The sequence below is a fragment of the Pseudomonas sp. URIL14HWK12:I5 genome (assembly GCF_900176445.1).
Taxonomy (GTDB): domain Bacteria; phylum Pseudomonadota; class Gammaproteobacteria; order Pseudomonadales; family Pseudomonadaceae; genus Aquipseudomonas; species Aquipseudomonas monteilii.
Genome location: NZ_FWXQ01000002.1, coordinates 657,917 through 684,601 on the forward strand (window position 1 = coordinate 657,917; position 26,685 = coordinate 684,601).

Here is a 26,685-nt window from a genome sequence, read left to right on the forward strand (position 1 = left end):
GGATTGCGCCGGCCTGTTGAATCATGCTGGCGCAATCGCCCGGCCCAGTTTCTGCGCCTGCCCCTGCAACACCCGCATCAAATGCATCGCCGCATGCGACGGCGGCTCGAACCGCGAATAGACAAAGCTGATATCAAAGTGAATTTCATCGGCCAGCGGCACCGCCGCCAACCCACTGTCCTGCGCCACGAATTCGTCGATCACACTGATGCCCATGCCTTGCTTCACCAGGGCCACTGCTTCGTTGGCGTTGGTGAACGACAACAGTGATTTCAATTGCAGCCCGCGCCGCTCGATGTGCCCGGCCAGCAGTTTGCCAAACGGCATGTCGGGCCTGAACAGCAACAGCGCATGGCCTTCCAGCTGCTGCAAGGTCAGCGAGCCATGCCCGGCCAAGGCGTGGTCGGGTGGCATCACCACCACCATGCGCCCGCGCATGAAGGCCTGCGAATGCAGGTGATCGTGCACCACGGGCAGGGCGGCAATCGACAGGTCGACCTTTTTCGACAGGATCTGGTTGGGCATTTCGCCCATCAGCGAGGTTTGCCACTCGATGTCCAGCGAAGGCGCCTCGCGCTTGAGCTGCGCCAGGGCAATCGGGATGACCACCGTCGACAGCGAGGCGCTGCAAGAGATACGCAGCTTGCGGTGGCCGCCGGCACCCAATGACAGCGCACATTCATTCACCTCCAGCGCCGCCTGGTACACCCGCTCGACTTCACGGAACAGCACCTGCGCCTCGGCGGTGGGCACCAGGCGGTTGTTGATGCGCTCGAACAAGCGATAGGCCAGGCGCCCCTCGATGTACTGGATCAGCTTGCTCACGGCCGGCTGCGACACGTACAGCAGCTTGGCCGCCGCGCTGATCGAGCCGGTCAGCATCACCGCACGGAACACTTCCATGTGCCGCAGTTTGAACACCATGGGGCTTGCGTCTGCGCCTTCGTTGCCAAGCAGCATGTGTATTACCTTCGGTTATGGTTTTCGCCATCTGGGTATGAGCGTCAAACCCGCCCACGCAGTATCTTGAACACAGCCAAATCGCCCTTGTGGCGCACAATAACAAGATCTGCAGGCAAGCGCAGCGGTGCTTGCCGGGAGTGCTGCGTGAACATCTTTGACGAACCGAAGATCGATTGCCATAACCATTTGTTTGATCCCGCCCGTTTCCCTTACCACCCCGACGCACCCTATGCGCCCTCTGGCCAGGAGGTGGCGACCCAGGAGCAGTTCACCCGGGTGATGGACGCCTACGGCGTACAGCATGCCTTGCTCGTCGGCCCCAACAGCGGCTACCACACCGACAACCGCTGCTTGCTGCACGCCTTGGCCACCGGGCAGGGGCGGTTCAAGGGCGTGGCGGTGGTCGAGGCGAATATCGCGCTCGACCAGTTGGCGGCGCTGCGGGCGCAAGGGGTGGTCGGTATCGCCTTCAACCCCGCGTTGTACGGGGTGGCCAGCCTCAAGGATGTTAACGGGCTGTTCGGCAAGGTTGCCGAGCTTGACCTGTTCGCCCAGGTGCAGGTGTGCGAAGACCAGTTGCTGGACCTGCATGGCCTGCTGCAAGGCTCCCGAGCGCGTCTGTTGATCGATCACTGTGGCCGCCCGGATGTCGCCGCCGGGGTGCAACAAGCTGGCTTCCAGGCCTTGCTGCGGCTGGCCGACAGTGGCCGGACCAGCGTGAAACTGTCGGGCATGCAGAAATTCGCCGCCGCCGATGCCTTGCTGGAGCAGAGCAGTGCCTACGTCCATGCCCTGCTCGAAGCCTTTGGCCCCGAGGCCTGCGTATGGGGTTCGGACTGGCCGTTCATTCGCCAGCGCTCGCGGGTGGACTACGGCCCGTTGCTGAAACTGGCCGAATGCCTGATGCCGGATGCCCGCATGCGCCGTGCTGTGATGTGGGACACACCCCGCCGTCTGTTCGGGTTCGCCTAGAACCCGGGTTTTGCCATTCCAATAACAAGAGAGCAACCGTCATGAACACTGAACAGAACGCCAGCCTCGGGGTGTTCGACACCCCGGCGCGCGCGCAGCAACGCACCCGCACCCGCTTCACGATCCTGGCGCTGATCTCCGGCGGCACCATGATCAACTACCTCGACCGTAGTGTGATGGGCATTGCGGCGCCCAGCATCAGTGCCGACCTGGGCTTGAACGCAGCGATGATGGGGGTGATCTTTTCCGCCTTTTCGTGGACTTACGCCGCCGCGCAGATCCCGGGTGGCATCCTCATCGACCGGTTGGGCACCAAACTCACCTACTGGCTGGCGCTGACGCTGTGGTCGCTGTTCACCGGCCTGCAAGGGCTGGCGCAGGGATTTCTGTCTTTGCTGGGCATGCGCTTTCTGGTGGGAGTAACCGAAGCACCGTGCTTCCCTACCAACAGCCGGGTAGTGGCCACTTGGTTCCCGCAGAGCGAGCGGGCCAGGGCAACGGGTATCTACACCTTTGCCGAGTACACCGGTCTGGCGTTCCTGACGCCGTTGCTGTTCTGGGTGCTGCATGCCTATGGCTGGCGCTTTCTGCTGATGGCCGTGGGCCTGATGGGCATCCTCTATGGCCTGGTGTGGTGGCGCAAATACCATGAGCCGCACCAGTCCACCACGGCCAACCAGGCCGAGCTGGACTACATCGCCGCGGGTGGCGGGGTAGTCGATGGCGGGCAGAAAGCCACAGTGTTCCGCTGGTCGCAGATTCCGGCGCTGCTCAAGCACCGCAACATGCTGGGCATCTGCCTGGGGCAGTTCGCCTGCAACTCCACCAACGTGTTTTTTCTCACCTGGTTCCCCACTTACCTGGTGACCGAGCGGCACATGCCCTGGCTCAAGGTCGGCTGGGTAGCGGTGCTGCCGTTCATTGCCGCCTCGCTGGGCACGCTGGTCGGCGGCTTTCTGTCCGACGCCTTGCTGCGCCGTGGCTATTCGCTGAATGTGGCGCGCAAGCTGCCGGTGATCGCCGGGCTGCTCACCGCGTCGGTGATCGTGTTGGCCAACTACGTCGAGTCGGATGCACTGGTGATCACCATTCTGTGCATCGCCTACTTCGCCCAAGGGATGTCTGCGCTGGCCTGGATGATCGTTTCCGATATCGCCCCGAAAGGCCTGCTGGGCCTCAGTGGTGGCTTGTTCAACTTGTTCGCCAACGCGGCGGGCATCGTTACGCCCCTGACCATCGGCATCATCGTTTCGCTCACCGGCTCGTTCGTCTGGGCTTTGGCGTTCGTGTCGTCGATCACCGTGCTGGGGGCGCTGTGCTACCTGTTCATGGTCAGCGACCTGCGTCGCTTGCCGGATATTCCAACTGTCGAAAATGGAGCAAAACAATGAGCCAGTACCTGCAAGGCCAGACCGCAATCGTCACCGGCGGCATGCGTGGCATCGGCCTGGCGATCGCCCAGCGCTTGCATGCAGCGGGCGCCCAGGTGGTGATCTGGGACCTCGCTGTCGATGGCTGGAACAGCCTTGAAAAGGGCTTTGAGCCGGTGCTGCGCCAGGCGGTGGATGTGTCATCGCTGGCCTCGGTAGAGGCAGCGTTCGCCGAGACGCTGGCACGCTTGGGGCAGGTGCAGATTCTGGTCAACAATGCCGGCATCAACGGCCCGGTGGTGGCGTCATGGGAGTACCCGCCAGAGGCCTGGGACAAAGTCATCGCCATCGACCTGAACGGCGTGTTCTATTGCTGCCGCACCGCTATCGCGCACATGCGTGAAAACCGCTACGGACGCATCGTCAACATTGCCTCCATGGCCGGGAAGGATGGCGTGCAGTACATCTCGGCCTATTCGGCAGCCAAGGCCGGGGTCATCGCCTTCACCAAGGCGGCGGCCAAGGAGCTGGCGCAGGACGGCGTACTGCTCAACTGTGTGGCACCGGCCATGGTCGAGACACCACTGATGGCCGAAATGACAGCGGAGCACATTGCCGCGAGCAAGGCCAAAATCCCCATGGGGCGCTTCCTCAAGGCGGAGGAGATTGCCAACATGGTCAGCTGGATCGCCGGCCCCGAATGCAGCTTTACCACCGGCTTCGTGTTCGACCTCAGTGGTGGGAGGGCGACCTATTGAATGGCCTGGGCGTGGCGCACCTGACGGCGCTGGAGCTGGCGCCAGTGAGTTTGGTGCGCGAGGCGCGGCGCGCTGGCTTCAGTGCCGTGGGCCTGCGCCTGCACCCGGTGATGCCGGGGGCGCAGGCTTATCCGGTTGCGGCCGGTAGCCAGGCCATGCGTGAACTGCGGGCAGTGATGGCAGGGGAAGGCGTGCGTGTGATGGACATCGAGTTCGTCTCGCTGACGGCGCAAACCCGGGTTGCCGATTACCAGGCGCTGTTGGCCGCCGGTGCCGAACTGGGGGCGACGAGCCTGACGGTGTCGGGGGACGACCGGGATGTTGCACGCCTGACCGGCAACTTTGCAGCGCTGTGCCAATTGGCACGTGACCACGGCCTGCGGGTGGACCTGGAGTTCATGCGCTGGCGGCCGGTGGCGACCTTGCAACAGGCGTGCGCGGTGGTGATGGGGGCGGGGCAGGACAACGGAGGCGTGCTGGTCGATGCCTTGCACCTGTTCCGCTCGGGTGGCCAGGTGGCTGACATCATGCGGGTCAACCCACACCTGCTGCGGGCGCTGCAATTGTGCGATGCACCGCTGCTGGCGCCTGCAGACGATCTGATCATTCAGGAAGCGCGTGAGGGCCGCCTGTTGCCGGGGGAGGGGCAACTGCCGCTGGCGCAGTTGCTCGCGGCGTTGCCCGGCGACCTGTGTATCAGCGTGGAGGTGCCGTCCGCCGGCTTGCCCGCAACACAGCGGCTGCAAACGGCGGCACAGGTAACCCACGCCTGGTTGCATGACAGGCGTGGGTTACCTGCCGTGCAGGTTGCCGGTCACGCCTGATCCGGCACCACGGCGATCACATCGATTTCCATCAGCCACTCGGCCTGGGCCAACCCGGCCACCACCAGCCCGGTGGAAATCGGGAACACCCCCTTGAGCCACTTGCCCACTTCCTTGTACACCGGCTCGCGGAAGCGCGGGTCGGTGATGTAAGTGGTGGTCTTGACGATATGCGACAGGTCCGAGCCGGCTTCTTCAAGCAGTTGCTTGACGTTTTTCATCGCCTGCTCGGTCTGCGCCCGAGGGTCGCCCAGGCCCACCAGCTTGCCTTCGAAGTCGGTACCGACCTGGCCGCGCACATAAATGGTGTTACCGGCCCGCACGGCCTGGCACAGGTCGTTGTCCAGGGTCTGGTTGGGGTAGGTTTCCTTGGTGTTGAACATGCGGATGCGGGTATGAGTAGGCATCAGTGGGCTCCGAGGGTGCTGACGTTGCTGACGTTGCTGATGGTGTTGTCTTGCTGCTCATCCGCGTCGCGCTGTTCGCGGTCGCGGTAGGCCAGGTAGGTGCGTTGCGTGGCGATGTGGCCGGCGACGTGCTTGGCGTCGTGCCACACGCCCCAGATGAACGACGAGCCACGGCGCGACAGCCACGGCAGGCCCAGGAAGTACACGCCGGGCTCACGGGCTACGCCGCGCTGGTGCTGGGGTTTTCCGTTGGCGTCGAAGGTGTCTACCTGCAGCCAGCTGAAATCCACACCGTAACCGGTGGCCCAGATGATGCTGCTGACACCGGCCTTGGCCAGGTCCAGCTGCTGCAGCGGGTTGACCATGCATTCCGGGTCGGCCAGGCGCTGGCGGGCTTCGGGCTCTTGCGGCAGGTCGAGGCCGTTGCGTTCGATGTAGGCATCGGCGGCATCCAGCAGGGCCAGGTAGTTTTCGTCGCCACGGTTGATGTTCTCGACCAGGTTGTCCTGGAAGCGTGCCACGCCGTTTTCGAACGACTGGGTCAGGCCGACCAGGGTCATGCCTTGATGGGCGAGGGCGCGGAAGTCTACGGTGTGGCCGCCACGGGCGCCGCTGACGGCAATGGTCACGTGCTCGCGGCCGGGCTTGGCGATTTCTGCGTCCCACTCACCCAGCACGCCCAGCCACCAGCAGAAGTCGCGGTTGCGGTAGGCACGCGGTGGGCGGTCGTGGGCACCGACCGACAGGTACACCTGACGGCCCGCACGCATCAGCTCTTCGGCGATTTGCACGCCAGAGGAGCCGGCCCCTACCACCAGCACTGCGCCTTCTGGCAGTTGCTGAGGGTTGTAGTAGGCGGCGGAATGGATCTGGTGCAGGTTGCTGTCCTTTGGCGCAATGGCGGGGATCACCGGCTTCTGGAACGGGCCGGTTGCAGCAACCACACGGTTGGCGCGAATCACGCCTTCATTGGTTTCGATGGTAAAGCCAGGGCGGTCGCTGTTGCGCACCACGCGCTTCACTTCAATACCGGTGCGCACAGGCAGGTTGTACTTGCGTACGTACTGCTCGAAGTAGTCAGCCACCTGGTCCTTGCCGGCGAAGGCGTCAGCGTCGAGGTTGAATTCAAGGCCCGGGAAGCGGTCGTGCCAGACCGGGCCGTTGGCGACCAGCGAGTCCCAGCGGCCAGTGCGCCACGCTTCGGCGATGCGGTTACGCTCCAGCACCAGGTGCGGCACGCCAAGCTTGTTCAGGTGTTCGCTCATGGCCACGCCGGCCTGGCCGGCGCCGACGACGAGGGTGTCGATTTCGAGGTTGTTCAGTGTCATGTCCGAGCCCTTGTTCAGGCGGTTTTTGTCAGGTCGGTTTGGAGGACCGCCGTTGCCTGGGGCCAGACTAGGGATGCGATGCAAATGGCGAAAATAGTATTTAGCTGGTGCTTGCCGATAAAACGGCGAAGGCCCCGAGTTCTGTGGCCTCGCACAGGAGAAACTGGCCCGAAACAAACGTAGGAGCGAGCGCAGCTCGCGATGCGCCGCGCGGGCGGCGCTCGATCTCTGCCTCAGCCAAGTTTTTTCCTGCCTAACCCCTCGGAAAAAGTTGGTTTCGCCTACCGGAAGGTTCCACCCAGAATGCCCTGCATCGCACAGGACAACAGGAGCATCACCATGACCTTCTCCATCATTGGCCGCTGCCAGGAAACCGGCCAGGTCGGCATCGCCATCAGTTCGTCGAGCATTGCCGTGGGTGCCCGTTGCCCTTGGGTGCGTGCCGGTGTTGGCGCCGTTTCCACCCAGAACATCACCTTGCCGGCACTGGGCCCGCAGATTCTCGATGCCCTTGAACAGGGCCAGTTGCCACCCGCCGCCGCGCTGGACCGGGTGCTCAGCGCCAATGGCTGGAGCGAGTACCGCCAGGTCACCGTGATCGACAGCCAAGGGCAGGTGGCGCTGTTTACCGGGCGAGAGGCATTGGGCACGCACAACGCCGTGGCCGGTGAACAGTGCGCGGCGGCGGGTAACCTGCTGTCCTCGACCCAGGTGATCGAAGCAATGGTCGTGGCGTTCGAGCAGGCTGGCGGCCACCTGGCAGACCGCTTGCTGGCAGCCATGCACGCGGCGATGGCTGCGGGTGGTGAAGCCGGGCCGGTGCACTCGGCGGCGTTGAAAATTGCCGGCGAGTTGACCTGGCCATTGGTGGACCTGCGCGTGGACTGGGCTGATACCGACCCGATCGGCGTGCTCGACGGCCTTTGGCAGGCCTATCGCCCACAGATGCAGGATTACGTCACCCGTGCCCTTAACCCGACCGCTGCACCCAGCTATGGGGTGCCGGGCGATGAGTGAATTTGCCAGCCGCGCGCTACTGGCCCGGCTGATCGGCTTTGCTACGGTCAGCCGGGACTCCAACCTTGAGTTGATCGGCTTCATCCGCGATTACCTGGCCGAGCTGGGGGTGGAGTGCGAGCTGTTTCACAACCCGGAGGGCACCAAGGCCAACCTGTTCGCCACCATCGGCCCCCAAAACGTTGGCGGCGTGGTGTTGTCGGGGCACACCGATGTGGTACCGGTGGATGGGCAGGCCTGGACCGTCGAGCCGTTTGCCCTGAGCGAACGTGACGGGCGCCTGTATGGCCGTGGCACGGCCGACATGAAAGGCTTCATCGCTTCGGTGCTGGCCGCCGTGCCCGCGTTCCTCGCCCAGCCTCTGCGCATGCCGGTGCACCTGGCATTCTCCTATGACGAGGAAGTGGGCTGCCTGGGGGTGCGCTCGATGCTGGCCGCGTTGGCGCAGCGCCCGCACACCCCACGGCTGTGCCTGATTGGCGAACCCACCGAGCTCAAGCCGGTACTGGGGCACAAGGGCAAGTTGGCGATGCGCTGCCAAGTCCATGGCGCGGCCTGCCACTCGGCCTATGCGCCCTATGGCGTGAATGCCATCGAGTATGCGGCGAAGCTGATTGGCAAACTGGCTGACATCGGTGACGCCCTGGCCTTGCCGCAGCATCGCGACGAGCGCTTCGACCCGCCTTTCTCGACGGTGCAGACCGGGGTGATCAAAGGGGGCAGGGCACTGAACATCGTGCCGGCGGAGTGCGAGTTCGACTTCGAAGTGCGGGCCTTGCCGGGGTTCGAGGCGCAGGCAGTGGCCGACCAGTTGCAGTCTTATGCAGAAGCCGAGTTGCTGCCACGTATGCGCAAGGTCAATGCGGCCAGTGATATTCGCCTGGCGCCGCTGAGCGCCTATCCGGGGCTGGCGACACCTGCCGACAGTGAGGCGGCGCAGCTGGTGGCGTTGCTCAGTGGTACCGATGAATTCGGTACGGTGGCGTTTGGTACCGAAGGCGGGTTGTTCAACCAGGCAGGTATCCCGACCGTGGTGTGCGGGCCTGGCAGCATGGACCAGGGGCACAAACCGGATGAGTTTGTCAGTGTCGAGCAGTTGCAGGGCTGTGATGCCATGCTGCTGAGGTTGGTGGATTACCTCAGGCAGCATTGACCGAAAATGGGCCGCAATGCGGCCCTTTTCAAGTTAGAAACTGGCCTTGACCTGCAGGCCAACCACCAACGCGTTGTCGATGTCCTTCCCGGAAAACGCCCCAGGCTCGATGATGTATTGCACATCCGGGCGCAGGTTCAGCCAAGGTGTGGCCTGGTAGCCGTAGCTCAGTTCGATCAGTTGCTCGGCGCTGTCGATGTCGGGGAACTGCTGGCCGGCATTGAAGGCGGCATCCTCCAGCACATCGCGGCTGCGCGGGTTGGGCACGGCACGGCCATAACCCAGCGCCAGGGTGTCTTTCGGGCGGCCTTCGAACGGCTTGTACAGCACCACGCCGGCGCCATACCACTTGGTGAACGGCGAGGCAGCCTTGCTCGACGCCGAGTACTGGCCGAAGGCATGCAGGCTGCGCCCTGGCGAGCCTTGGTCGTTCCACACCGCCTGGTCAACCAGCAGGTAATGGCCGCCACGGCCGGACACTTCATCATCGCTGCCGATGCGTTTCACGTCGGAGCTGTCGTAGTAGTAGCCCAGCTTGTACTCGCCCGGCAGTTCACCCTGCAGCTTGTACACCAGCTCCACCGGCACCACGGTGCCCGTGGTGTGCTTGGGGCCAAGGTGCCAGGCACGGCTGGAGTTGCCATTGCTCTCGGGGTCGACGTTGAACGCTGCCACGCGCAGTTGCCAGCCAGGCGAGAGGTCATACTTCACCCGCACGCCCAGGTGGGCATTGGGGTAGTTGGTCCAGCCACTGCCACCCGACATGTTCAGCGGGTGGCCGCAGAAGCCGGCGTTCATGAAGTTGCACAGGATACCGCTGTCCAGGCCGCCCAGGTCGTTACCCATGGCCATGTAGCCCAGTTTGACGTTGAGTGCCGGGGTGAACAGGGTGCGCTCGTAACTCAGCTCGGTCAGGCGGGTATACAGGCCACCGAAGTTTTCCTGGATTGGCAGGCGGTTGCCGACCAGGTCTTCCGAGGCGCTGTTGCCGCGACGGTCGTTGATGGTCAGCTGGACCTTGCCACCGTTGCCCAGGCCATACAATTTGGACAGGTCAAACTGCACACCCAGCTTCAGGTTCTGCGAGTAACGCGCCGAGCGGTGCAGGCCACCGTGAGCGTTGTAGGCGGTTTCGCCGCTGTAGTCGCCGGTGAACTTGACGCCGTCGTCTTCCAGCTGATGGCGCAGGCCACCCCAGTCACCGGTCAGGGTGCTGCGGGTCATGAGGTCGCCGTCGGCCAGGGCGGTGGTGCTGGCCAGGGCCAGCAGCAGGGTGGGGGTGATGCGGATTGCGGATGGCATTGCTAAATCTCGGTTGTTATTCAGGGCCTCATCGCCGGCAAGCCAGCTCCCACAGGTCCCCACCCTATTTGCAGGTGGCGCGATCCTGTGGGAGCTGGCTTGCCGGCGATGCAGGCGACGCGGTCTTACGGCAGTGCGTAAGAAATCACGTAGTCGCCACGGTCAGTCGACTGGCGCGCACCGCCAGCAGTGATCACCACGTACTGCTTGCCGGTCTTCGGCGAGACGTAGGTCATCGGGCCGCCCTGGCTGCCCACTGGCAGGCGGGCCTTCCAGATTTCGTTACCGTTGCTGCTGTCGTAGGCGCGCAGGTAGAAGTCCTGGGTACCGGCGATGAACACCAGGCCGCCTTGGGTCGACAGGGTGCCGCCCAGGGTTGGCAGGCCGATCTTGATCGGCAGGTGCATGCGGATGCCGAGCGGGCCGGTGTCTTCAACAGTGCCCACCGGAACCTGCCAGGCCACCTGACGGGTCTTCATGTCGATAGCGGTCAGGGTGCCGAACGGCGGGGCCTGGCACGGAATGCCGGCGACCGACAGGAAGCGGTTCTTGTTCACCGCATACGGGGTGCCCTTGAGCGGTACAGCGCCCATGCCAGTGTTCAGTGCTTCGCCACCGGACGCCGCGCCACCCTTGTTCTGCGACGGGATCATCTGGATCCACAGGCCCAGGCGCATGTCGTTGACGAAGATGAAGCCATGCACCGGGTCGGTGGAGATGCTGCCCCAGTTCATGCCACCCAGCGAACCCGGGAAACTCAGCGACAGGTCGGTGCCTGGCGCGGTGTACAGGCCGTCGTAGCGCATTTTCTTGAAGTCGATGCGGCACAGCAGCTGGTCATACGGGGTGGCGCCCCACATGTCCGACTCGGTCAGGGTTTGTGCGCCGATCTGCGGCATACCCACCGATTTTGGCTGGGTCGGGGAGTACGGCTCGTTCGGAATGTTGCTTGGCTTGACCGGTACTTCGTCGACCTGGGTCAGCGGCTTGCCGGTGGCGCGGTCGAGCACGTAGATCTGCCCGGCCTTGGTGCCGATCACCACCGCAGGTACCGACTGGCCGTCGTCCTTGGTGAAGTCGATCAAGCTCGGCTGCATGGGCAGGTCGAAGTCCCACAGGTCGTTGTGAACGGTCTGGAATACCCACTTCTGGTTGCCGGTGGTGGCGTCCAGGGCCAGCACCGAAGCGCCGTAGGTGTGGTCCAGTTTGCTGCGTTCAACGCCATAGATGTCGGTGGACGACGAGCCCATCGGCAGGAACACGGTGTTCATCGCCGGGTCGTAGGACATCGGTGCCCAGCTGTTCGGGGTGCTGCGCACGTAGGTGCTGTCGCCCTGGGGGGCCTGGCGATCTTCCGGGTTGCCCGGGTCGAAGGCCCAGCGCATTTCACCGGTGATTACGTCGAAACCACGGATCACGCCGCCTGGCATGTCCGTCTGGACGTTGTCGGCTACACGGCCGCCGACCACCACGGTAGTGCCGGCCATCAGCGGTGCCGAGGACAGCTGGTAGTAAGAGTCCGGTACGTTGCCCAGGCCCGCTTTCAGGTCCACCTGGCCGTTGTTGCCGAAGCCTTGGCAGAACTCGCCGTTGTCGGCGTCCACAGCAATCAGTCGGCCGTCGATGGTGTTGGTCAGCAGGCGACGCTGGCAGTTGGCACCGGCCGGCACGCTTGCCACCGTGATCGGCGAGCTGTTCGGCTGGGTCGGCTGGGCGATGGCGACCGTGGCATCGAAGTATGCCATGCCACGGCAACGCTGCCAGACCTTGGACTGGGCGTTGATTGCGTTCTTCCACAGCTCTTTGCCGGTGTCGGCATCCAGGGCGATCAGGTTGTTGTGCGGGGTGCAGATGAACACCTTGTTGCCGATCTGCAGCGGGGTCAGCTGGTCTTCGGCACCGTTGCCGTCACTGATGGCCACGTCACCGGTGCGGTAGGTCCAGGCCACTTTCAGCTTGTTGACGTTGTCGCGGTTGATCTGGTCCAGCGCGGCGAAGCGGCTGCCACCTTCGGTGTTGCCGTAGTGGGCCCAGTCTTTCTGCTGCTTGCCATCTTCGACCGGGGTCATGCCCGGGCCGTTGCCAGTGGGGGCAACGCTTGGGTGGGCAACGAACATGTTGCCGGCGGCGATCACCAGCACCACGGCCATCACCCCGGCAACGCCGTAGGCACCACGGCCGGCGCTGGCGCCGTTGGCACGCGCCAGCAGCGGGTAGACCAACGCTACGACCATGCCGATTGCGCCGAACATGAACAGGCGTGAGAACAGCGGCCAGAACACCAGGCCGGCGTCGATCAGCGCCCAGGCGGCGGTACCCACCAGGAATGCCGCGTACAGCCAGGCACCGGCCTGCTTGCGCCGGGCAATCAGCACCCCGGCGATGGCCATGGCCAGGCCGCCGATCAGGAAGTACCAGGAACCGCCCAGGCCGGCCAGCTTGACGCCGCCAGCAGCAAGGAGGAGGCCGAGCAGGGCGATGATCACGCCCAGGCCAACCAGGAGGATGTTTGTGGCGCCAGAGGCGCGCGGTGTTTCTTTCATGCCAGGGATCTCAGCAGGTGGAATGTGCGCAGTCTAAGCCCTTAGCTTGCTAATTAACAAGTTGGTACATAATTTTGTGAGGCTGATTGTCGCAGGGCTGAGTTTGCGAAGATGTGGCTAAAATTCTAGAACATGTGCTTAAAAATGCATTAAACGATATGTTCAGGTTGGCTAATAATTTTGTATTCATACGTTGGTCGAGTTGGCGTTTGGCCATAGTCACACCGGCCAAGGCACGCTGCTGCTGTAAAAAACGGCGAGCCAGACAGTCGCCATTCCGGGTGCAGTCCACTCCACGCGGTGGCGGTAGTGCGGCGGGATGTCCAGGCAATCGCCCGGCTTCAGCAGGCGGGTGTGCTGCTCATGTTCGAAACGCAGGCCGGCAGCACCACTGAGCAGCACGATCCACTCGCCTTCGGCCTGGTCGTACCAGAACCCGGGCGGGCTGGCCTGGCCGCTGGAGACGATACGCTCCACGCGCAGGCCTGGGCGGCTGAGCAGTTCATCGATACATTCGGCGCTGGTAGGGTCGCACGGTGGCAGGGCAGTCAGCAGGTTACCGGGTGTCATGGGAAGCCTCGCTTGAATGGGAGTTGTTCCACTATGGACGCTATCGCCGCGTAGCGCGTTTCTTGACCCGCCCTGCGGTTTGTAAGAACTTTCTGAGTTTTGGAAGACGTGCAGCAGATGGACAAACTCCTGGCGATGAAAATGTTCGTAGCTACCGTCGATGCTCAGGGCTTTTCTGCGGCTGCACGCAGGCTTGGGTTGGCGACGTCGTCGGTAACCCGCCTGGTTGATGCCTTGGAAACGGCCGTGGGTGCTTCGTTGCTCAATCGCTCGACGCGCCAGGTCAGCCTGACCGAGGCCGGAGCCCGGTACTATGAGCGGGCCCGCAGCATTTTCGAGGCGCTGGACGAGGCCGATGCCAGTGTTGCCGACCGTGGCGAGGAGCCTGTCGGTGTCTTGAGGCTGTGCCTGCCGGTGGAGTTCGGCAGGCGGGTCATCGCCCCGCACCTGGGGCCGTTTCTTGCGCGGCACCCGGCGTTGGAGCTGGATATCGACCTCAGCGACCGGCTGGATGACCTGCTGGACGGCCGTTATGACCTGTCGATTCGCCTGGGCGACCCCTCGCCCAATGACGAACTGGTGTGTCGCCAACTTGGCCGCTTCGAGCGGTGGCTGGTGGCCAGCCCGGCATACCTGGCCGGGCGTGACCCACTGCATCACCCCCGGCAACTGTTGGAGCACGCCTGCCTGCGCTTCCGTTATGGGCAAAAGGCACGGCCCTGGCGCCTGGCGCGCGGGCAGGACAGCCTGGAGCTGAACGTAACCGGGCCGTTGCGCAGCGCCAATGCCGACATGTTGCGTGAAACCGCGCTGGCGGGCAGCGGCATCGCACTGCTGGCCGATTGGCTGGTACACGAGGATGTGCAGGCCGGGCGTTTGCAGCGGGTGTTGCCCGACTGGCAGGTCAGCCCAGGCATGGCCAACAACAGCATCAACGCCCTGTACCTGCCCAACCACCGTGGCTCGCGGCGGGTGAATGCGTTCATCGACTTTTGCGCAGCGTTGATGGATCGGTAGGCGCGGCATTGCGCGGTGTGCAAAGCCGCGTTGCGCCAGCAGCGGATTCTCTGCACTGAGACGTCTGGGTAAGGTAGTCGGCATACTCCACTCCTTGCCGAGGAACCTCGCATGAATCCCTCCCTTGCCGCCGCGCAGCCCGCAGCCACCGGCCTGAGCCGGGCCCTGGTCGTGCTGCTGGCGTTCTGCTGTGGCGCAATCGTTGCCAACATCTATTACGCCCAGCCCATTGTCGGCTTGATCGCACCGGACCTTGGGCTGTCCACCGAACATGCCAGCCTGATCGTGTCTCTCACCCAGTTGGGTTACGCCCTGGGCCTGCTGTTGCTGGTGCCGCTGGCCGACCTCTTGGAAAACCGCCGGTTGATGGTCGGCACCGCTGTGCTGGCTTGCGTCAGCCTGCTGTTGGCGGGCACCAGCAGCAGCGGCCAGGGCCAGCTGTTCCTGGGCTATGCGCTGTTGATCGGGTTCAGCTCAGTGGCGGTGCAGATGCTCATTCCACTGGCAGCGCACTTGGCGCCAGAGGCGCAGCGTGGCCGGGTAGTGGGCAACATCATGGGCGGCCTGTTGCTGGGTATCCTGCTGGCGCGGCCGTTGTCCAGCCTGGTGGCCGACCACTTCGGCTGGCGCGCCGTGTTCATTGGCGCCGCCGGGGTGATGCTGGCGATCATCCTGCTGCTGGCGCTGACCCTGCCGCAGCGTCGGCCTGCGCACAAGGCCAGCTATGCCGGGCTGATGCTGTCGCTGCTTACCCTGCTGCGCCGTTATCCGCTGCTGCGCCAACGCTCGTTGTACCAGGCACTGATGTTTGCAGCGTTCAGCCTGTACTGGACAGCCGTGCCGATGGCGTTGGCGGGTGAGCATGGCCTGTCGCAGAGCCAGATTGCCGTGTTTGCCCTGGTGGGGGCGGTGGGGGCCGTTGCCGCGCCCTTGGCTGGCCGCCTGGCCGATGCCGGGCACGCTCGGGCCGGCTCGCTGCTGGCCCTGCTGCTGGCACCGGCGGCCTTGTTGCTGGGGCTGACGGCGCCGGGTTACAGCGTGATTGGCCTGGGGCTTACCGGTGTGCTGCTGGATTTTGCGGTGCAGATGAACATGGTCATTGGCCAGCGCGAAGTGTATGCCCTGGACCCGGCCAGCCGGGGGCGGTTGAACGCGGTGTACATGACCAGCATCTTCCTGGGCGGGGCACTGGGTTCGGCGGTAGCCAGTGCGCTGTTCAGCCAGCTCGGCTGGCAGGGGGTGGCACTGGTGGGCGCAGGCTTGCCCTGCCTCGCATTGCTGGTGTTCCTGTTCAAGGCCCGGGGCAACTGACAAGGGGCGTCATCGGCCAAGCGGCAGCGCCACACCGATCAGGGCAAACAGGCTGCCGCAGCAACGGTTGAAACCCTTCCCCCCCTTGGCCAGCCAAGGCCGAATACGAAATGCCAACCGCGCCAGCAGGTACTCGACCAGGAACTCGACGCTGGCGAAGGTCGTTGCCATCACCACGAACTGCAGCATCAAGCCGCGTTGCGGGTCGATGAACTGCGGCAGAAAGGCCCCATAGAACAGCAGCACCTTGGGGTTGGCCATGGCCGACAACAGGCCTTGGCGGAACAGGCCGGCATTGCCAAGCCGAGCGCTGCGCTCGTTCAGTTCCAGGTGCAGCCCCGGGCTGCGCCACAGCTGGATACCCAACCAGACCAGATAAGCACCCCCCACCCATTTCAACACACTCAGCACCGAGGCCGAGGTTTGCAGCAAGGCACTGAGGCCGAACATCGCCAGGGCGATGAGGGCGCTGAAGCCGAACACCCCGCCAACGATCGTGAACAACGTTCGCCGGGCGCCGTAGAGGGCACCATGGGTCAGGGCCAGCAAGCTGTTGGGGCCTGGGGTCAGTGACAGGCCAATGCTGGCCAGCAGGTAAATGAGCCAGGTGTCGAGTGCCATTTGCGCAAGTGCCTTGTTGGTGTGGAGGGGGCCAGTTTATGGCGCGAACTGCGCCCATGAAGGGTAGTATCTAGACATTGAACAGTCGTTTCTGGACGCAACACCATGCTGCCTGATATCCGTTTGCTGATCCTGCCGTTACCGGATTTTGCCCTGTTGCCGTTCGGCGCCTTTCTCGACAAGTTGCGCTTCAGCGCCGATGACGAAGACTACAGTCAGCAGCGCTACTGCAGCTGGACCGTGGCAGGGCTCAGCCTCGACCCGGTGCCATCGAGCAGTGGCGCGGTGGTGCAGGTCGAGGCCGATGCCGGCCAGGTCGATCTGACCCGTTTCGACTATCTGGTCGTGTTCGGCGGGCGCAATGCCATGGCCACTGCCGCGTTGGCGCCGCGCTACCAGGCCTTGCTCAGGCGGGCCGGCAAAGCCGGGGTCAAGCTGGTAGGGGTCGACAACGGCGCCTTCCTGCTGGCTGCCTGCGGGCTGTTGCAAGGGCACAAGGTGGTGGTGCACTGGCGCCACGAAGCCGAGTTTCGTGCAGCATTCCCGCAGTTGCAGGTGTTGCGTGAGCAGCTGTATTGCATCGACGGCAGCCGTATCACCTGCGCAGGTGGTACGGCGGCTATCGACCTGGCGGTGGCGTTGTTGTCACAGGCCTGCGGGCGAACCCGGGCGCTCAAAGGGCTGGCCGACATGCTGGTGGACGAAACCCGCGACAGCCGCCATGCGCTACGCTCGCTTGAGCTGGCCGCCGGGCAGGGGCGGCAGGTGCAGCGGGCACAAGCGTTGATGCGCCATCACCTGGCTACGCCGCTGGCATTGGAGCAACTGGCGGCTGAACTGGGCATCAGCCGGCGTCAGCTCGACCGCCAGTTTCAGGCCAGCCATGGCATGAGCGCCAAGGCCTGGTGGCTGGAGATGCGCTTGCAGCAGGCGCGCTGGCGCTTGCTCAATTCCAGCCACAGCCTGGCGCAGATTGCCGATGAAGTAGGGCTGGGCGATGCCAGTTACCTGGGTAAATGCGTGCGGCGGCGATTTGGGTGTACGGCCTTGGCGTTGCGAGCAGGCAATCATCCAGGATGAAACTCGGTGCACATCCTTGTGGAAGCGCTTACTGCGGTGTCCCGAACAAACCCGTCCAGTAGATCCCTGCATCACTCTTAGGGTCCACCGCATAAGCCGCACCCAATTCACGGAAGTCCGGGTTCATCAGCGTGGCGCAATGCCCAGGGCTCTGCAGCCAGCCTTCGACTACCTTGTGCGCGGTATCACGCCCGGCCGCAATGTTCTCTCCAATCTGCTGATACAGGTAACCCGCCAGTTCCGCCCGGTCACCCGGGGTACGGCCTTCCTTGTCGATGTGGTCGAAGAAGTTCTGGTTGGCCATGGCCCGTGTGTGGCTGGCGGCGACGCCGGCCAGTGCCGTGCTCCAGCTCAGGGCGGGGGCGGCGGCGAAGGGGTGGCCACCGCATTGGCGCGGCACCTTGCGCGCGGCGTTGATTTCCTGCAGCACCTTCTGCCCTTCGGCCTGCCAGTCACCCAGGCGGCCGCTGAGCAGTGGGCGGGCCAGTACGATGCGCCAGTCGCGGCCCTCCTGGCTGACGCCGATATCGACGAACTGCGGGTCGAGCACCACCTGGCAAAAGCTTTCTTCGATGGCGTGCATGGCAGCGCGCGCATCGCGTGGCCCCGACAGGCTGATGGCCTGAACGTTGACCATGGGGTAGGCGGCGCGGGTCATGGCCTGCTGCAGGTCACGGGTGCCTTCTGGCGACAGCGCCAGGCGGGTGTCGCTGTTGAGCGGCGGCAGCTCCAGCGACGCCTCGCCACCGCAGGGCTGGGCCTGGCTGCGGTAGACATTGATCGAATCGATCAGTTGCGCCTCTTCGCCGGTGACAGCCAGTGCCCCGGTCGATACGACAAGGCCCAGCGACAAGGCGGCAACGGATGACAGGACGCGCATGTGGATCTCCCTATGACTGGCAGCGTCGTGGTATGCGCTGCTCATCCTACACAAGCCCGGGGCTTTTGGCCCCTGGCGGGTGCAAAGCAATGAAACGCCGGCAATCGTTGCGGGCGGCAAAAGAGGGAGTAGACCACTGGTCGGCACAAAAGTGCGATTACTTGGTAATCATTCGTAACATTGGCTAGAAACAATCCTCAAACGCCAACTGTTCCCAACCTCCCAGGTAGCCCAGGGTGACCCACGGCTGGTCAAGTTTTCAGGTAGCATCGGTTTCTGATTGCTCGGTACCGCATCAACGGGCCAACGCCTGATTCGGCTTATAGAACAGGAAATGCGTGGTCTGCGCCGTCTTGCGGTAGGTCTTGGCCCAGTCGGGATGCACGGTGCGGTCGTGGAAGTACAGGGCGCCGCCGGTGGGGTCTTTCAACTGTTGGTTAAGCGCCTTGCGCGCGATTTCCTTGGCCACACCGTAGCGTTGCGCTTCCTCGACCTGGTCCGGGCGCCCGTCGCACCACCAGGAAAACTGGCACGCCTTGGTTTCCACGCCCTGTTTGACCACGCCGCAGATGGTATCGGGGAAGCCATCGTGGCCCAGGCGGTTGAGCACCACACTGGCCACAGCCGACATGTCTTCGGCGTCGGCGCCCTTGGCTTCCCAGTAGATGGTGCGGGCCAGGCAGGTGATGCTGTCGTCCAGCGGTGCCTGGCCGGCGGGATCGACCGCCTGGGCTTCACCTGGGGTCAGTTTTTCTGCTTTCTTGGGAGGAGGGGCGTCTTCCACCACCTTTTCTTCAAGCACTTCGGCCTTGTCTTCAGCCACTGCGGCCATGGCGGTGTCGGCTGCGTGCAAGGGGCCTGCGAGCAGGGCCGAGGTCAAGCCGATCAGGATCCAGGCAAGGCGCATGGGCAAGCTTCCGAAAGAGGGGCTGATACCAGTCTAGCCAAGCGTAAGCATTAGTACCAAAGGCAGGGTGGCTGCGGCGGCCACTGTCTGCAGGGCAATGATGGTGGCCATCAGCGGGGCGTTGCCACCCATTTGCCGGGCCATCACGTAGGACGAAGAGGCGGTAGGCAGGGCCTGGAACAGCACCGCCACGACCGCTGCCTGGCCACTCAGGCCAACCAGGCGGCACAAGCCCCAGGTGGTCAGCGGCATGACCAGGAACTTGAACGCCGAGGCGGCCATCAACGGTCGCACCTGCTGGCCCAGGCTGGCGCCACCCAGTGCCGCGCCAACGCACAGCAGGCCCATCGGCAGGGCGGCCTGGCCCAGCGCCTTGACCGTGGGTTCGATGCCGGGCGGCAGGCCCAGCCCCGTCACCCGCAGCAGTAAGCCGCCCGCGCAACCGACGATCAACGGGTTGGCGAAAATCGCCCTCAGCACCGTGGCCGGTGAACTGTGGCGGGCGCTGAAGCGGGCAAACACCAGCACGCACAGCAGGTTGACCAAGGGCACGATGGCGGCATTGGCCACTGCGGCCAGGGCGATGCCGGCGCTGCCGTAGATGCCGGCGGCCAGTGTGGCGCCAATGTAGTTGTTGAAGCGGATACCGCCCTGGAAGACCGACGTGAAATCGGCGCCATCGTGGCTCACAGCGCCTTGGTACAGCACCAGTAGCAGCGCCCCGGCCAGGGTCGACAGCATCAGCACACCGACCATCCCCAGCACTGGCACGCCGTCGAGGTTGGCCGTGGCCAGGCCGTGCAGGAACAATGAGGGAAGCAATACGTAGTAGCTCAGGCGTTCGGCACCCGGCCAGAAGCTTTCGGCCAAAAAGCCGCGAAGGCGCAGGAAGGTGCCCAGGGCAATCAGCAGGATGATCGGTAGCAGGGTGGTCAGCAGCAACGGGAGCATGTTCGACGTTCCGTGGTCGGGTACGCGCACAGACTACGGGTGAGAAAGGGTTTGTAAAAACGTTGTTTTCTGCACTGACTGTTGAGAAAAAATGCATTGTTGAGGCGACGGCGCCCGTTGGCGCTCACGCTTCCAAGGCCGTCTTCAACACCGCACTTAAATGCCGCCGCTGGCTTTTCTCATGCTCCAGCAACACCACCCGCCGGGTCAGTTGCGGTTCGCCAAACGGCAGGCAGGTGGCGGGTGGCAGGCGTTGCAGGTCGTCATCCGCCATGGGGATGATCGCCACGCCCAGGCCCATCACGGCCATGCGCGCCAGGGCCTCCTGGCTGTCCAGCTCCATTTGCTCGCTCACCTGCAGATGCTGGCGGCGCAGTTCCTGCTCGATCTGCCGCCCGGCCCAGGCGCGTTTGTCGAAGCGCAGGAACGGTTGGCTGGCCAGCAACTCGGCTACACCGTGCCCGGCCAGTTCCGGGCTGGCGATGGCCCAGAAGCGGTCCTCGAACAACGGTGTGAAGTCCAGGCTTTGCGGGTAGGGGCTGACCGGCTCGGTGGTGATCGCTGCATCGAGTTCGCCGTCCTCCACGCGCCGCGCCAGTTCCGCCGACATCCCCGACGCCACGCTGATATGCAATTGCGGATGGTGGGTCTTGATCCAGACCAGCGCCTTGGGCAGGCGCCGCGCCAGCACCGTGTGGATGGCCCCCAGGCGCAGGCGGCCACGCAGGCCAGGGCCACTGGCCAGGGCGTCGGCCAGTTCGTCATAGGCGCCCAGGATGGTTTCGGCACGCGCCACGGCCAACTGGCCGGCCTCGGTCAGTACCACCTGCCGACGGCTGCGGTCGAACAAGGTCACCTGCAATTCGTCTTCAAGGGTTTTGATGTGCAGGCTCACTGCCGAAGGTGTGAGGCTGAGCAGGTCGGCGGCGCGGGCAAAGGTGCCATGGCGGGCGATGGTTACCAGGGTGCGCAGGGCTTTGAGGGACATGCGGATGAGGTCCGGTTTCAAGCTGACAGAGCTGCATTGTCAGGCCCGGCCCTATCGCCGGCAACACTGTTCAGTGCCCGTTGCGCCCGTACGCCTGGCTGATCCGGTCAATCACCATGGCCAACGCGACAATTGCCAGTCCGGCCTCCACACCTTGCCCCACATTCAGCGTCTGGATCCCCATCAGTACATCCTCACCCAACCCGCGGGCGCCGATCATCGAAGCCATCACCACCATTGACAGGGCCATCATTACCGACTGGTTCAGCCCGGCCATGATGCTCGGCAGCGCCAGCGGAAGGGCAATGCGCCGCAAGCGTTGCCAGCGGCTGGCCCCCAGACCGTGCGCGGCCTGTAGCAGCGAGGGGTCGATCTGGCTCAGGCCCAGTTCGGTCAATCGCACCAACGGCGGCAGGGCGTAGATCAGTGTGGCAAACACGGCGGGCACCTTGCCCAGGCCGAACAGCATCAGCACCGGGATCAGGTAAACGAAAGCAGGCAGCGTCTGCATCACATCCAGCACCGGCAACAACAGCCGCTTCGCCAGTGGCCGGGCAGCCAGCAGAATGCCCAGCGGCACGCCCACCAGCACGCACAGGCCGGTACTCACCAGCACCAAGGCCAAGGTTTGCAGCAGTTTGTCCCACAGCCCGAGCATGCCGATCAGGGCCAGCAGCGACACCAGTACCGCACTGCGCAGCAGGCTTCGGCTGGCGTGCCAGGCCAGCACGCCTACCAGCAGCAACAACAGCCACCACGGCAACAGGCGCAGCAGGTTTTCCAGGCCTACCAGCAGTTGCAGCAACTGGTCGGAAACACTACGCAAATGATCGCCGTAGTTCAGCACCAGCCAATCGACCAACCGGTTGACGCTGTCGGCAAAGGAAAACTGCAAGGCTTGCGGGAAGCCGTTGCTCACAGGCTGCCCTCGACCCTGGCGGCGACTTCACTGGGTAGCCAGGCCTTCCAGACGTCACGGTTGTCACGCAGGAAGGCGAGGGCGGCATCGCGCGGCGGCGTGCGTTTTTCGCTCATGTCGGCCAGCGCCTTGTTGAGCCGGTCGATCGGCAAGTCGACCTGTTCGAACACCGTCACCAGGTCCGGGTAGCCTTCACGGAAGGCTTTGGACACACCAATCGACAACTTTGCCGGCAGCGAACGGCTGCCCTGCGGGTTGGGGTTGCTGGCATCGGTGAGGGTGGCCCAGGCCTGGGCATCGAACGGTGGTTCTTCAAGCCGTATGAGCTTGTAGCGCCCCATCAATGGGGTCGGGTTCCAGTAGTAGAACAACACCGGCTGGCCACGGCGGATGGCTGAGCCGATTTCGGCATCCATCGCAGCACCGGAGCCACTGCGGAAGTTGGTGTACAGGTTGTCCAGGCCGTATGCCTTGAGCTTCTGGCTGTTGACCGTTTCCGATGTCCAGCCAGTGGGGCTGTTCAGGAAGCGACCTTTGTCGGGCGACTCGGGGTCACGAAATACCTGCGGGTAACGCTTGAGGTCGTCGACATGGCGCAATTCGGGCGCCATGGGCTTCAGTTTGCGAGCGGCGTCGCCCTCGATCACATACGCAGGCACCCACCAGCCTTCTTCGGCGTTCTTCACCGTATCACCCAGTGCGAATACCTGGCCTGCCTGCTCGGCTTTGACCCACGCCGGGCTGCGTCCGGCCCACTCTTCGGCGATCACTTGCAGGTCGTTGCGGGCCAGGGCCACCTCCATGCTGACCGTGCTGCCGGGCAGGGTGTCTGTAGGGTAGCCATAACCGCGTTCCACGATCAGCCGCAGGATTTCGGTAGTGAGGGCGCCGCTTTCCCAGCCGATGGCACCAAAATGGATGGGTGGGCGTTGTTCTGCCGAAGCGGCACTGTCAGTACTTGCCAGGCCTACGGCCAGCAGCAGGCCGGCCAGCAGTGTTGAAAGCTTCTTCATCCAGACCTCGTCGTTTGCCGCGCCTTGGGTGCAGGCAAGTGTAGACGACGAGGTTTGAGCGGTATTCAGGGCCGCACGAGGCGGCCCTATCTGCCTCAGACGCGGAACTGGTCCATCAGCGCCTGCTGCTGGTTGGCCAGGCTGTTCAGCGACTGGCTGACCCGCGCCGACTCGTTGGCCTGGCCCGACAGCGACTCCGTGACGTCGCGGATCGTCGCCACATTGCTGTTGATTTCTTCAGCCACCGCGCTTTGCTCTTCGGCGGCCGAGGCGATCTGCAGGTTCATGTCGGTAATCACGGTCACCGCCTGGCCGATACGCTGCAATGCCGTCACGGCCTGGCCAACCTGCTCGACGCCGCCCTGGGCCTGGCGATGGCTGTTGTCCATGGCGTCGACCACTTCGCGGGTGCCTGCCTGCAAGGCTTCGATCACCTGGCGGGTTTCTTCCACCGACTCCTGGGTACGCCGGGCCAGGTTGCGCACTTCATCGGCCACCACGGCAAAGCCACGGCCGGCTTCACCGGCGCGGGCAGCCTCGATGGCCGCGTTGAGGGCCAGCAGGTTGGTCTGCTCGGCAATCGAGCGGATCACCTCCAGCACCGAGCCGATCTTCTCGCTGTTTTGCGCCAGGCCCTGGACCTCGGCCATGGCGTCGCTCATGTTGGCGGCCAGGGCATCGATGCTGGTGGTGGTGTGGTCGATCACCGCCAGGCCTTCACGGGTGGCCTGGTCGGCATCACGGGCAGCCTGCGCGGCCTGGGCCGCGCTGCGGGCCACGTCCTGGGCGGTGGCGCTCATTTCGTGCGAGGCGGTGGCCACCTGGTCGACCTGGCGGTACTGCTGTTCCATGCCGGCGCTGGTTTCACTGGCAATGGCCGAGGACTGGTCGGCGGTACCTCGGGCGGCCTGCACCGAGCGTTTGACCTCGGCGATGGTCGGCTGCAGCTTGTCGAGGAAGCGGTTGAACCAGCCGGCCAGTTCGCCCAGTTCGTCCTGTTTCTGGTAGGCCAGGCGCCGGGTCAGGTCGCCCTCACCACTGGCAATGTCCTTGAGCATGGCGGCCACGCCAAGGATGGGCCGGGTAACGCCACGGGCCATCAGCCACACCATCAGCAGGCCGGCAATGGCTGCAGCCAAACCCAGGCCCAGCTCAAGCAAGGTGCCGCTGGTATTCAGCGTGTCCAGTTCCTGCTTCAGTTTTTCGGCTGGCCCTGTCAGGGCGTTTTCCGGTACATCCAGCAGCACGCCCCAAGGTTGGGCGTCGGGGATCGGTCGGAACGCGGCCAGCACTTTCAGGCGCTGTTGGTCGTGCAGGATGGTCATCTTGCCATCGGCCAGCTTGCGCACCAGTTCGGCGCCGTTGGTCGGGTCCACCTGATCGAAGCGCTGGGCCAGCTTGCTGGCATCGGCGCTGTAGCCGGCCAGCAGGCCGACCGGGCTGAGGATGCCGACCGTGGTGCGGCCTTCGTACAGGCTGCGGCTGGCGTCCTGGCTGAGGGCCTGGAGGCTGTTGAGGTTGATGTCGATGGACAGGGTGGCAATGATCTTGCCGTTGACCGCCAGCGGGAAGACGATGCTGGTCATCAGCACCTGCTGGCCATTGATGTCGTAAAAGTAAGGCTCCACGACGCACACCTTGCCGGTGGTGCGCGGGCACACCCACCAGGTGTTGGCCGGCTGGCCGCTGGGGCCGATCTCGGTGTTGGCCATGTCATGCTCGGGCAGCGCCATGGCGGTCAGCTGGCCGGCGCGCGGTTGCGACCAGTACAGGGCAAAACGCCCGGTTTCGTTGCTGCCCAGCTCCGCCTTGCCGGCAAACAGGCTGTCCTTGTTGTCCAGTGCGTTGGGTTCGAACACCAGCGAGAGGCCAAGCAGGTCGGGGTTGGCCTGCAGCGCGGCGCGCACTTGGCGGGTCATGTCCTCGCGCAGGTCGAAGGCATCTAGATAGCGTTTTTCCGCCTGCTCACGCAGGAACAGCACCTGGCGGGCGAAGCCGGCACCGTACTGGTAGGCGTCCATGAACTGGCGGCGGATATTCAGGGCTTGCACCTCACCCTGCGACTCGATGCGCGATTGCGCCGCCTCGGTCAGCATCTGCATGCTGCTGGCCTTGACCAGGTCCGAGCTGTGGTCCATGCGGTACAGCGACAGGCCAACGAGCAAGGTGACGATGCCGGCCAGGCAGAGACCGGCGAGCAGGGTGATTTTCCACTGGATGGAAAGTTGTCGCAAAGGCATGGGGTCGGATCCCTTGTAATAAGAGTGTGGCTAGCGACTGTGTCGGCGGGCGCCGTTTTTTCTTTATTCAAACGTTCAATTTAATTGTTGAGGTCGCTTGCGACCCCCTGTGGGAGCGTGATCCTTTAGGAGTTGCTAATGCGCCGCAACATGGCGCTTTTGACATCTGCCGCCCACTGCTTCAGAGTTCGCGCTTTTTTCTGTCGTAATGAGGTAAGCCAACCATGAATGCAGTGATCGCCGCGGTCGGCATCATGCTGATACTCAGCCTGTCCCGCGTGCACGTGGTCATCGCCCTGATCATTGGCGCCCTGGTCGGTGGGCTGGTGGGCGGCCTGGGCGTCGAAGGCACGCTCAAGGCCTTCAACGGCGGCCTGGGCGGGGGTGCCACGGTGGCCTTGTCCTATGCACTGTTGGGCGCTTTTGCCGTGGCCATCGCCAAGTCCGGCCTGGCCCATGCCTTGGCTGACCGTGCACTGGCCATGATCGATCGCCAGGGCCACGCCAATGGCGGCAAGGTCAAATGGCTGATGATTGGCCTGATGCTGGTGGTGGCGGTGTCGTCGCAGAATATCCTGCCCATCCACATTGCCTTCATCCCGCTGCTGGTGCCGCCGCTTTTGTATGTGCTGACCCGTTTGCGCATCGACCGTCGGCTGATCGCCTGCGTCATCACCTTCGGTCTGATTACCCCGTACATGTTCCTGCCGGTGGGGTTTGGCAACATCTTCCTCAACGAAATCCTGCTGGCCAACGTTGCCCGTGCCGGTGTCGATGTGAGTGGCGTCAATGTGACCCAGGCCATGGCCATCCCGGCGGCAGGCATGCTCGCAGGCCTGTTGCTGGCGGTCTTCATCAGCTACCGAAAGAAGCGTGACTACGACCTGGCCCGCATCGAGCAGGTGGAACAGGTGAGCGTGCAGTACAACCCGCTGACACTGCTGGTGGCCGGGCTGGCAATTACCGCAGCGTTCATCGTCCAGTTGTTGCTGGATTCGATGATCATCGGGGCCATGGTCGGCTTCCTGATTTTCTCGCTGTCGGGCATCGTCAAATGGAAGGACACCGATGACCTGTTCACCGAGGGTATGAAGATGATGGCCATGATCGGCTTCATCATGATTGCCGCCTCGGGGTTTGCCGATGTGATGAAGGCTACCGGTGAGGTTAAAAGCCTGGTGGAAACCTCGGCCCAGTGGATCGACCACAGCAAAGGCATCGGCGCCTTGCTGATGCTGCTGGTGGGCCTGCTGGTGACCATGGGTATCGGCTCGTCGTTCTCCACTGTGCCGATCCTGGCCGCGATCTTCGTGCCGCTGTGCGTGCAACTGGGCTTCGACCCGGTAGCCACGGTGTGCATCGTTGGTACTGCCGGTGCCTTGGGAGATGCGGGCTCGCCGGCTTCGGACTCGACCCTGGGCCCAACCTCGGGCCTGAACGTCGACGGCCAGCATCACCATATCTGGGACACCGTGGTGCCGACCTTCATCCACTACAACCTGCCGCTGCTGGCGTTCGGCTGGTTGGCTGCGATGACCTTGTAAGGCGGGG

24 protein-coding genes and 1 pseudogene are annotated in these 26,685 nt (G+C 63.9%); 10 read left to right on the forward strand and 15 right to left on the reverse strand.

The window, feature by feature from the left end; all coding sequences use genetic code 11:
- Window positions 1–21: 21 nt before the first annotated feature.
- Window positions 22–960, reverse strand: a complete 939-nt coding sequence (locus B9A31_RS07675; protein WP_016713859.1) for a LysR family transcriptional regulator — start codon at window positions 958–960, stop codon at window positions 22–24.
- Window positions 961–1,107: 147 nt separating this feature from the next.
- On the opposite strand from B9A31_RS07675, the gene B9A31_RS07680 reads away from it, so the two are divergent.
- Genes B9A31_RS07680 through B9A31_RS07695 form a run of 4 tightly spaced genes read left to right on the forward strand, consistent with a single transcriptional unit; the run spans window position 1,108 to window position 4,887 of the window.
- Window positions 1,108–1,935: an amidohydrolase family protein gene (locus B9A31_RS07680; RefSeq protein ID WP_025752591.1), complete on the forward strand. Its 828-nt coding sequence runs from the start codon at window positions 1,108–1,110 to the stop codon at window positions 1,933–1,935.
- 41 nt (window positions 1,936–1,976) lie between these two features.
- Window positions 1,977–3,326, forward strand: a complete 1,350-nt coding sequence (locus tag B9A31_RS07685; RefSeq protein ID WP_084296848.1) for an MFS transporter — start codon at window positions 1,977–1,979, stop codon at window positions 3,324–3,326.
- Window positions 3,323–4,063 (forward strand): SDR family oxidoreductase, encoded by a 741-nt coding sequence (locus tag B9A31_RS07690; protein WP_016713862.1) that lies wholly within the window; start codon window positions 3,323–3,325, stop codon window positions 4,061–4,063. The genes B9A31_RS07685 and B9A31_RS07690 overlap by 4 nt, the downstream gene beginning before the upstream one ends.
- Window positions 4,060–4,887 (forward strand): sugar phosphate isomerase/epimerase family protein, encoded by an 828-nt coding sequence (locus B9A31_RS07695; RefSeq protein WP_084296849.1) that lies wholly within the window; start codon window positions 4,060–4,062, stop codon window positions 4,885–4,887. The genes B9A31_RS07690 and B9A31_RS07695 overlap by 4 nt, the downstream gene beginning before the upstream one ends.
- Here the strand turns inward: B9A31_RS07695 and B9A31_RS07700 are convergent.
- Both B9A31_RS07700 and B9A31_RS07705 read right to left on the reverse strand, forming a co-directional pair.
- Window positions 4,878–5,294, reverse strand: a complete 417-nt coding sequence (locus B9A31_RS07700) for a RidA family protein (protein WP_016713864.1) — start codon at window positions 5,292–5,294, stop codon at window positions 4,878–4,880. The genes B9A31_RS07695 and B9A31_RS07700 overlap by 10 nt on opposite strands.
- Entirely contained in the window at window positions 5,294–6,622 is a 1,329-nt protein-coding gene (locus tag B9A31_RS07705; protein WP_019098372.1) for a flavin-containing monooxygenase, read from the reverse strand. The genes B9A31_RS07700 and B9A31_RS07705 overlap by 1 nt, the downstream gene beginning before the upstream one ends.
- 339 nt (window positions 6,623–6,961) lie before the next feature.
- On the opposite strand from B9A31_RS07705, the gene B9A31_RS07710 reads away from it, so the two are divergent.
- Complete coding sequence (locus tag B9A31_RS07710) at window positions 6,962–7,639, forward strand: DUF1028 domain-containing protein (RefSeq protein ID WP_019098373.1); 678 nt, start codon at window positions 6,962–6,964, stop codon at window positions 7,637–7,639.
- Window positions 7,632–8,792: an acetylornithine deacetylase gene (gene argE, locus B9A31_RS07715; protein ID WP_016713867.1), complete on the forward strand. Its 1,161-nt coding sequence runs from the start codon at window positions 7,632–7,634 to the stop codon at window positions 8,790–8,792. Before B9A31_RS07710 ends, argE begins: the two co-directional genes overlap by 8 nt.
- Before the next feature lie 33 nt (window positions 8,793–8,825).
- Here the strand turns inward: argE and B9A31_RS07720 are convergent, their stop codons facing one another.
- The 3 genes from B9A31_RS07720 to B9A31_RS07730 form a co-directional block, all read right to left on the reverse strand.
- On the reverse strand, window positions 8,826–10,094 hold the full coding sequence (locus tag B9A31_RS07720) for a carbohydrate porin (RefSeq protein WP_084296850.1): 1,269 nt from the start codon (window positions 10,092–10,094) through the stop codon (window positions 8,826–8,828).
- Window positions 10,095–10,219: 125 nt separating this feature from the next.
- The gene (locus B9A31_RS07725) at window positions 10,220–12,637 is read right to left on the reverse strand and encodes a glucose/quinate/shikimate family membrane-bound PQQ-dependent dehydrogenase (protein ID WP_027608914.1); all 2,418 of its coding nucleotides are present in this window, start codon (window positions 12,635–12,637) and stop codon (window positions 10,220–10,222) included.
- A gap of 219 nt (window positions 12,638–12,856) precedes the next feature.
- Entirely contained in the window at window positions 12,857–13,207 is a 351-nt protein-coding gene (locus tag B9A31_RS07730; RefSeq protein ID WP_019098375.1) for a cupin domain-containing protein, read from the reverse strand.
- A gap of 117 nt (window positions 13,208–13,324) precedes the next feature.
- Here B9A31_RS07730 and B9A31_RS07735 point away from each other — a divergent pair, with 117 nt between their 5' ends.
- Window positions 13,325–14,224 (forward strand): LysR family transcriptional regulator, encoded by a 900-nt coding sequence (locus B9A31_RS07735; protein ID WP_084296866.1) that lies wholly within the window; start codon window positions 13,325–13,327, stop codon window positions 14,222–14,224.
- Window positions 14,225–14,335: 111 nt separating this feature from the next.
- On the forward strand, window positions 14,336–15,535 hold the full coding sequence (locus tag B9A31_RS07740) for an MFS transporter (RefSeq protein ID WP_016713872.1): 1,200 nt from the start codon (window positions 14,336–14,338) through the stop codon (window positions 15,533–15,535).
- A 9-nt stretch (window positions 15,536–15,544) separates the two neighbouring features.
- On the opposite strand, the gene B9A31_RS07745 is transcribed toward B9A31_RS07740, so the two are convergent.
- Window positions 15,545–16,156, reverse strand: a complete 612-nt coding sequence (locus tag B9A31_RS07745) for a LysE family translocator (protein ID WP_016713873.1) — start codon at window positions 16,154–16,156, stop codon at window positions 15,545–15,547.
- A 105-nt stretch (window positions 16,157–16,261) separates the two neighbouring features.
- Between B9A31_RS07745 and B9A31_RS07750 the strand changes: the two genes are divergently transcribed.
- Window positions 16,262–17,236 carry a GlxA family transcriptional regulator gene (locus B9A31_RS07750; protein WP_019098099.1) on the forward strand — a complete coding sequence of 325 codons (975 nt, stop codon included), beginning with the start codon at window positions 16,262–16,264 and terminating at the stop codon, window positions 17,234–17,236.
- A 28-nt stretch (window positions 17,237–17,264) separates the two neighbouring features.
- Here B9A31_RS07750 and B9A31_RS07755 read toward each other — a convergent pair whose 3' ends face one another.
- The 8 genes and pseudogenes from B9A31_RS07755 to B9A31_RS27700 form a co-directional block, all read right to left on the reverse strand.
- On the reverse strand, window positions 17,265–18,116 hold the full coding sequence (locus B9A31_RS07755; protein ID WP_025752580.1) for a CAP domain-containing protein: 852 nt from the start codon (window positions 18,114–18,116) through the stop codon (window positions 17,265–17,267).
- Between the two features lie 295 nt (window positions 18,117–18,411).
- Complete coding sequence (locus B9A31_RS07760) at window positions 18,412–19,023, reverse strand: cell wall hydrolase (RefSeq protein ID WP_019096670.1); 612 nt, start codon at window positions 19,021–19,023, stop codon at window positions 18,412–18,414.
- Between the two features lie 33 nt (window positions 19,024–19,056).
- On the reverse strand, window positions 19,057–19,974 hold the full coding sequence (locus B9A31_RS07765; RefSeq protein ID WP_019096669.1) for an AEC family transporter: 918 nt from the start codon (window positions 19,972–19,974) through the stop codon (window positions 19,057–19,059).
- Between the two features lie 124 nt (window positions 19,975–20,098).
- Window positions 20,099–20,962 (reverse strand): LysR family transcriptional regulator, encoded by an 864-nt coding sequence (locus B9A31_RS07770; RefSeq protein ID WP_016713877.1) that lies wholly within the window; start codon window positions 20,960–20,962, stop codon window positions 20,099–20,101.
- A 70-nt stretch (window positions 20,963–21,032) separates the two neighbouring features.
- Complete coding sequence (locus B9A31_RS07775) at window positions 21,033–21,881, reverse strand: ABC transporter permease (RefSeq protein WP_019096668.1); 849 nt, start codon at window positions 21,879–21,881, stop codon at window positions 21,033–21,035.
- Complete coding sequence (locus tag B9A31_RS07780) at window positions 21,878–22,894, reverse strand: ABC transporter substrate-binding protein (RefSeq protein WP_019096667.1); 1,017 nt, start codon at window positions 22,892–22,894, stop codon at window positions 21,878–21,880. The genes B9A31_RS07775 and B9A31_RS07780 overlap by 4 nt, the downstream gene beginning before the upstream one ends.
- Before the next feature lie 95 nt (window positions 22,895–22,989).
- Window positions 22,990–23,745, reverse strand: a complete 756-nt coding sequence (locus B9A31_RS27695) for a methyl-accepting chemotaxis protein (RefSeq protein ID WP_371104846.1) — start codon at window positions 23,743–23,745, stop codon at window positions 22,990–22,992.
- Window positions 23,746–23,847: 102 nt separating this feature from the next.
- Window positions 23,848–25,134: pseudogene (locus B9A31_RS27700) on the reverse strand (HAMP domain-containing protein); the annotation flags it as partial.
- A gap of 224 nt (window positions 25,135–25,358) precedes the next feature.
- On the opposite strand from B9A31_RS27700, the gene B9A31_RS07795 reads away from it, so the two are divergent.
- Window positions 25,359–26,678 (forward strand): Na+/H+ antiporter family protein, encoded by a 1,320-nt coding sequence (locus B9A31_RS07795; protein WP_084296851.1) that lies wholly within the window; start codon window positions 25,359–25,361, stop codon window positions 26,676–26,678.
- The last annotated feature ends 7 nt before the right edge of the window (window positions 26,679–26,685 follow it).

What these genes read in the sequence shown, in the direction of transcription:
- B9A31_RS07735 (WP_084296866.1), top strand. Translation starts at nt 13,325, where the DNA reads ATGGACAAACTCCTGGCGATGAAAATGTTCGTAGCTACCGTCGATGCT.
- B9A31_RS07780 (WP_019096667.1), bottom strand. Translation starts at nt 22,894, where the DNA reads ATGAAGAAGCTTTCAACACTGCTGGCCGGCCTGCTGCTGGCCGTAGGC.
- B9A31_RS07750 (WP_019098099.1), top strand. Translation starts at nt 16,262, where the DNA reads ATGCTGCCTGATATCCGTTTGCTGATCCTGCCGTTACCGGATTTTGCC.
- B9A31_RS07755 (WP_025752580.1), bottom strand. Translation starts at nt 18,116, where the DNA reads ATGCGCGTCCTGTCATCCGTTGCCGCCTTGTCGCTGGGCCTTGTCGTA.
- B9A31_RS07700 (WP_016713864.1), bottom strand. Translation starts at nt 5,294, where the DNA reads ATGCCTACTCATACCCGCATCCGCATGTTCAACACCAAGGAAACCTAC.
- B9A31_RS07745 (WP_016713873.1), bottom strand. Translation starts at nt 16,156, where the DNA reads ATGGCACTCGACACCTGGCTCATTTACCTGCTGGCCAGCATTGGCCTG.
- B9A31_RS27695 (WP_371104846.1), bottom strand. Translation starts at nt 23,745, where the DNA reads ATGGAACAGCAGTACCGCCAGGTCGACCAGGTGGCCACCGCCTCGCAC.
- B9A31_RS07770 (WP_016713877.1), bottom strand. Translation starts at nt 20,962, where the DNA reads ATGTCCCTCAAAGCCCTGCGCACCCTGGTAACCATCGCCCGCCATGGC.
- B9A31_RS07705 (WP_019098372.1), bottom strand. Translation starts at nt 6,622, where the DNA reads ATGACACTGAACAACCTCGAAATCGACACCCTCGTCGTCGGCGCCGGC.
- B9A31_RS07730 (WP_019098375.1), bottom strand. Translation starts at nt 13,207, where the DNA reads ATGACACCCGGTAACCTGCTGACTGCCCTGCCACCGTGCGACCCTACC.
- B9A31_RS07795 (WP_084296851.1), top strand. Translation starts at nt 25,359, where the DNA reads ATGAATGCAGTGATCGCCGCGGTCGGCATCATGCTGATACTCAGCCTG.
- B9A31_RS07710 (WP_019098373.1), top strand. Translation starts at nt 6,962, where the DNA reads ATGACCTTCTCCATCATTGGCCGCTGCCAGGAAACCGGCCAGGTCGGC.
- B9A31_RS07675 (WP_016713859.1), bottom strand. Translation starts at nt 960, where the DNA reads ATGCTGCTTGGCAACGAAGGCGCAGACGCAAGCCCCATGGTGTTCAAA.
- B9A31_RS07760 (WP_019096670.1), bottom strand. Translation starts at nt 19,023, where the DNA reads ATGCGCCTTGCCTGGATCCTGATCGGCTTGACCTCGGCCCTGCTCGCA.
- B9A31_RS07720 (WP_084296850.1), bottom strand. Translation starts at nt 10,094, where the DNA reads ATGCCATCCGCAATCCGCATCACCCCCACCCTGCTGCTGGCCCTGGCC.
- B9A31_RS07690 (WP_016713862.1), top strand. Translation starts at nt 3,323, where the DNA reads ATGAGCCAGTACCTGCAAGGCCAGACCGCAATCGTCACCGGCGGCATG.
- B9A31_RS07765 (WP_019096669.1), bottom strand. Translation starts at nt 19,974, where the DNA reads ATGCTCCCGTTGCTGCTGACCACCCTGCTACCGATCATCCTGCTGATT.
- argE (WP_016713867.1), top strand. Translation starts at nt 7,632, where the DNA reads ATGAGTGAATTTGCCAGCCGCGCGCTACTGGCCCGGCTGATCGGCTTT.
- B9A31_RS07740 (WP_016713872.1), top strand. Translation starts at nt 14,336, where the DNA reads ATGAATCCCTCCCTTGCCGCCGCGCAGCCCGCAGCCACCGGCCTGAGC.
- B9A31_RS07685 (WP_084296848.1), top strand. Translation starts at nt 1,977, where the DNA reads ATGAACACTGAACAGAACGCCAGCCTCGGGGTGTTCGACACCCCGGCG.
- B9A31_RS07725 (WP_027608914.1), bottom strand. Translation starts at nt 12,637, where the DNA reads ATGAAAGAAACACCGCGCGCCTCTGGCGCCACAAACATCCTCCTGGTT.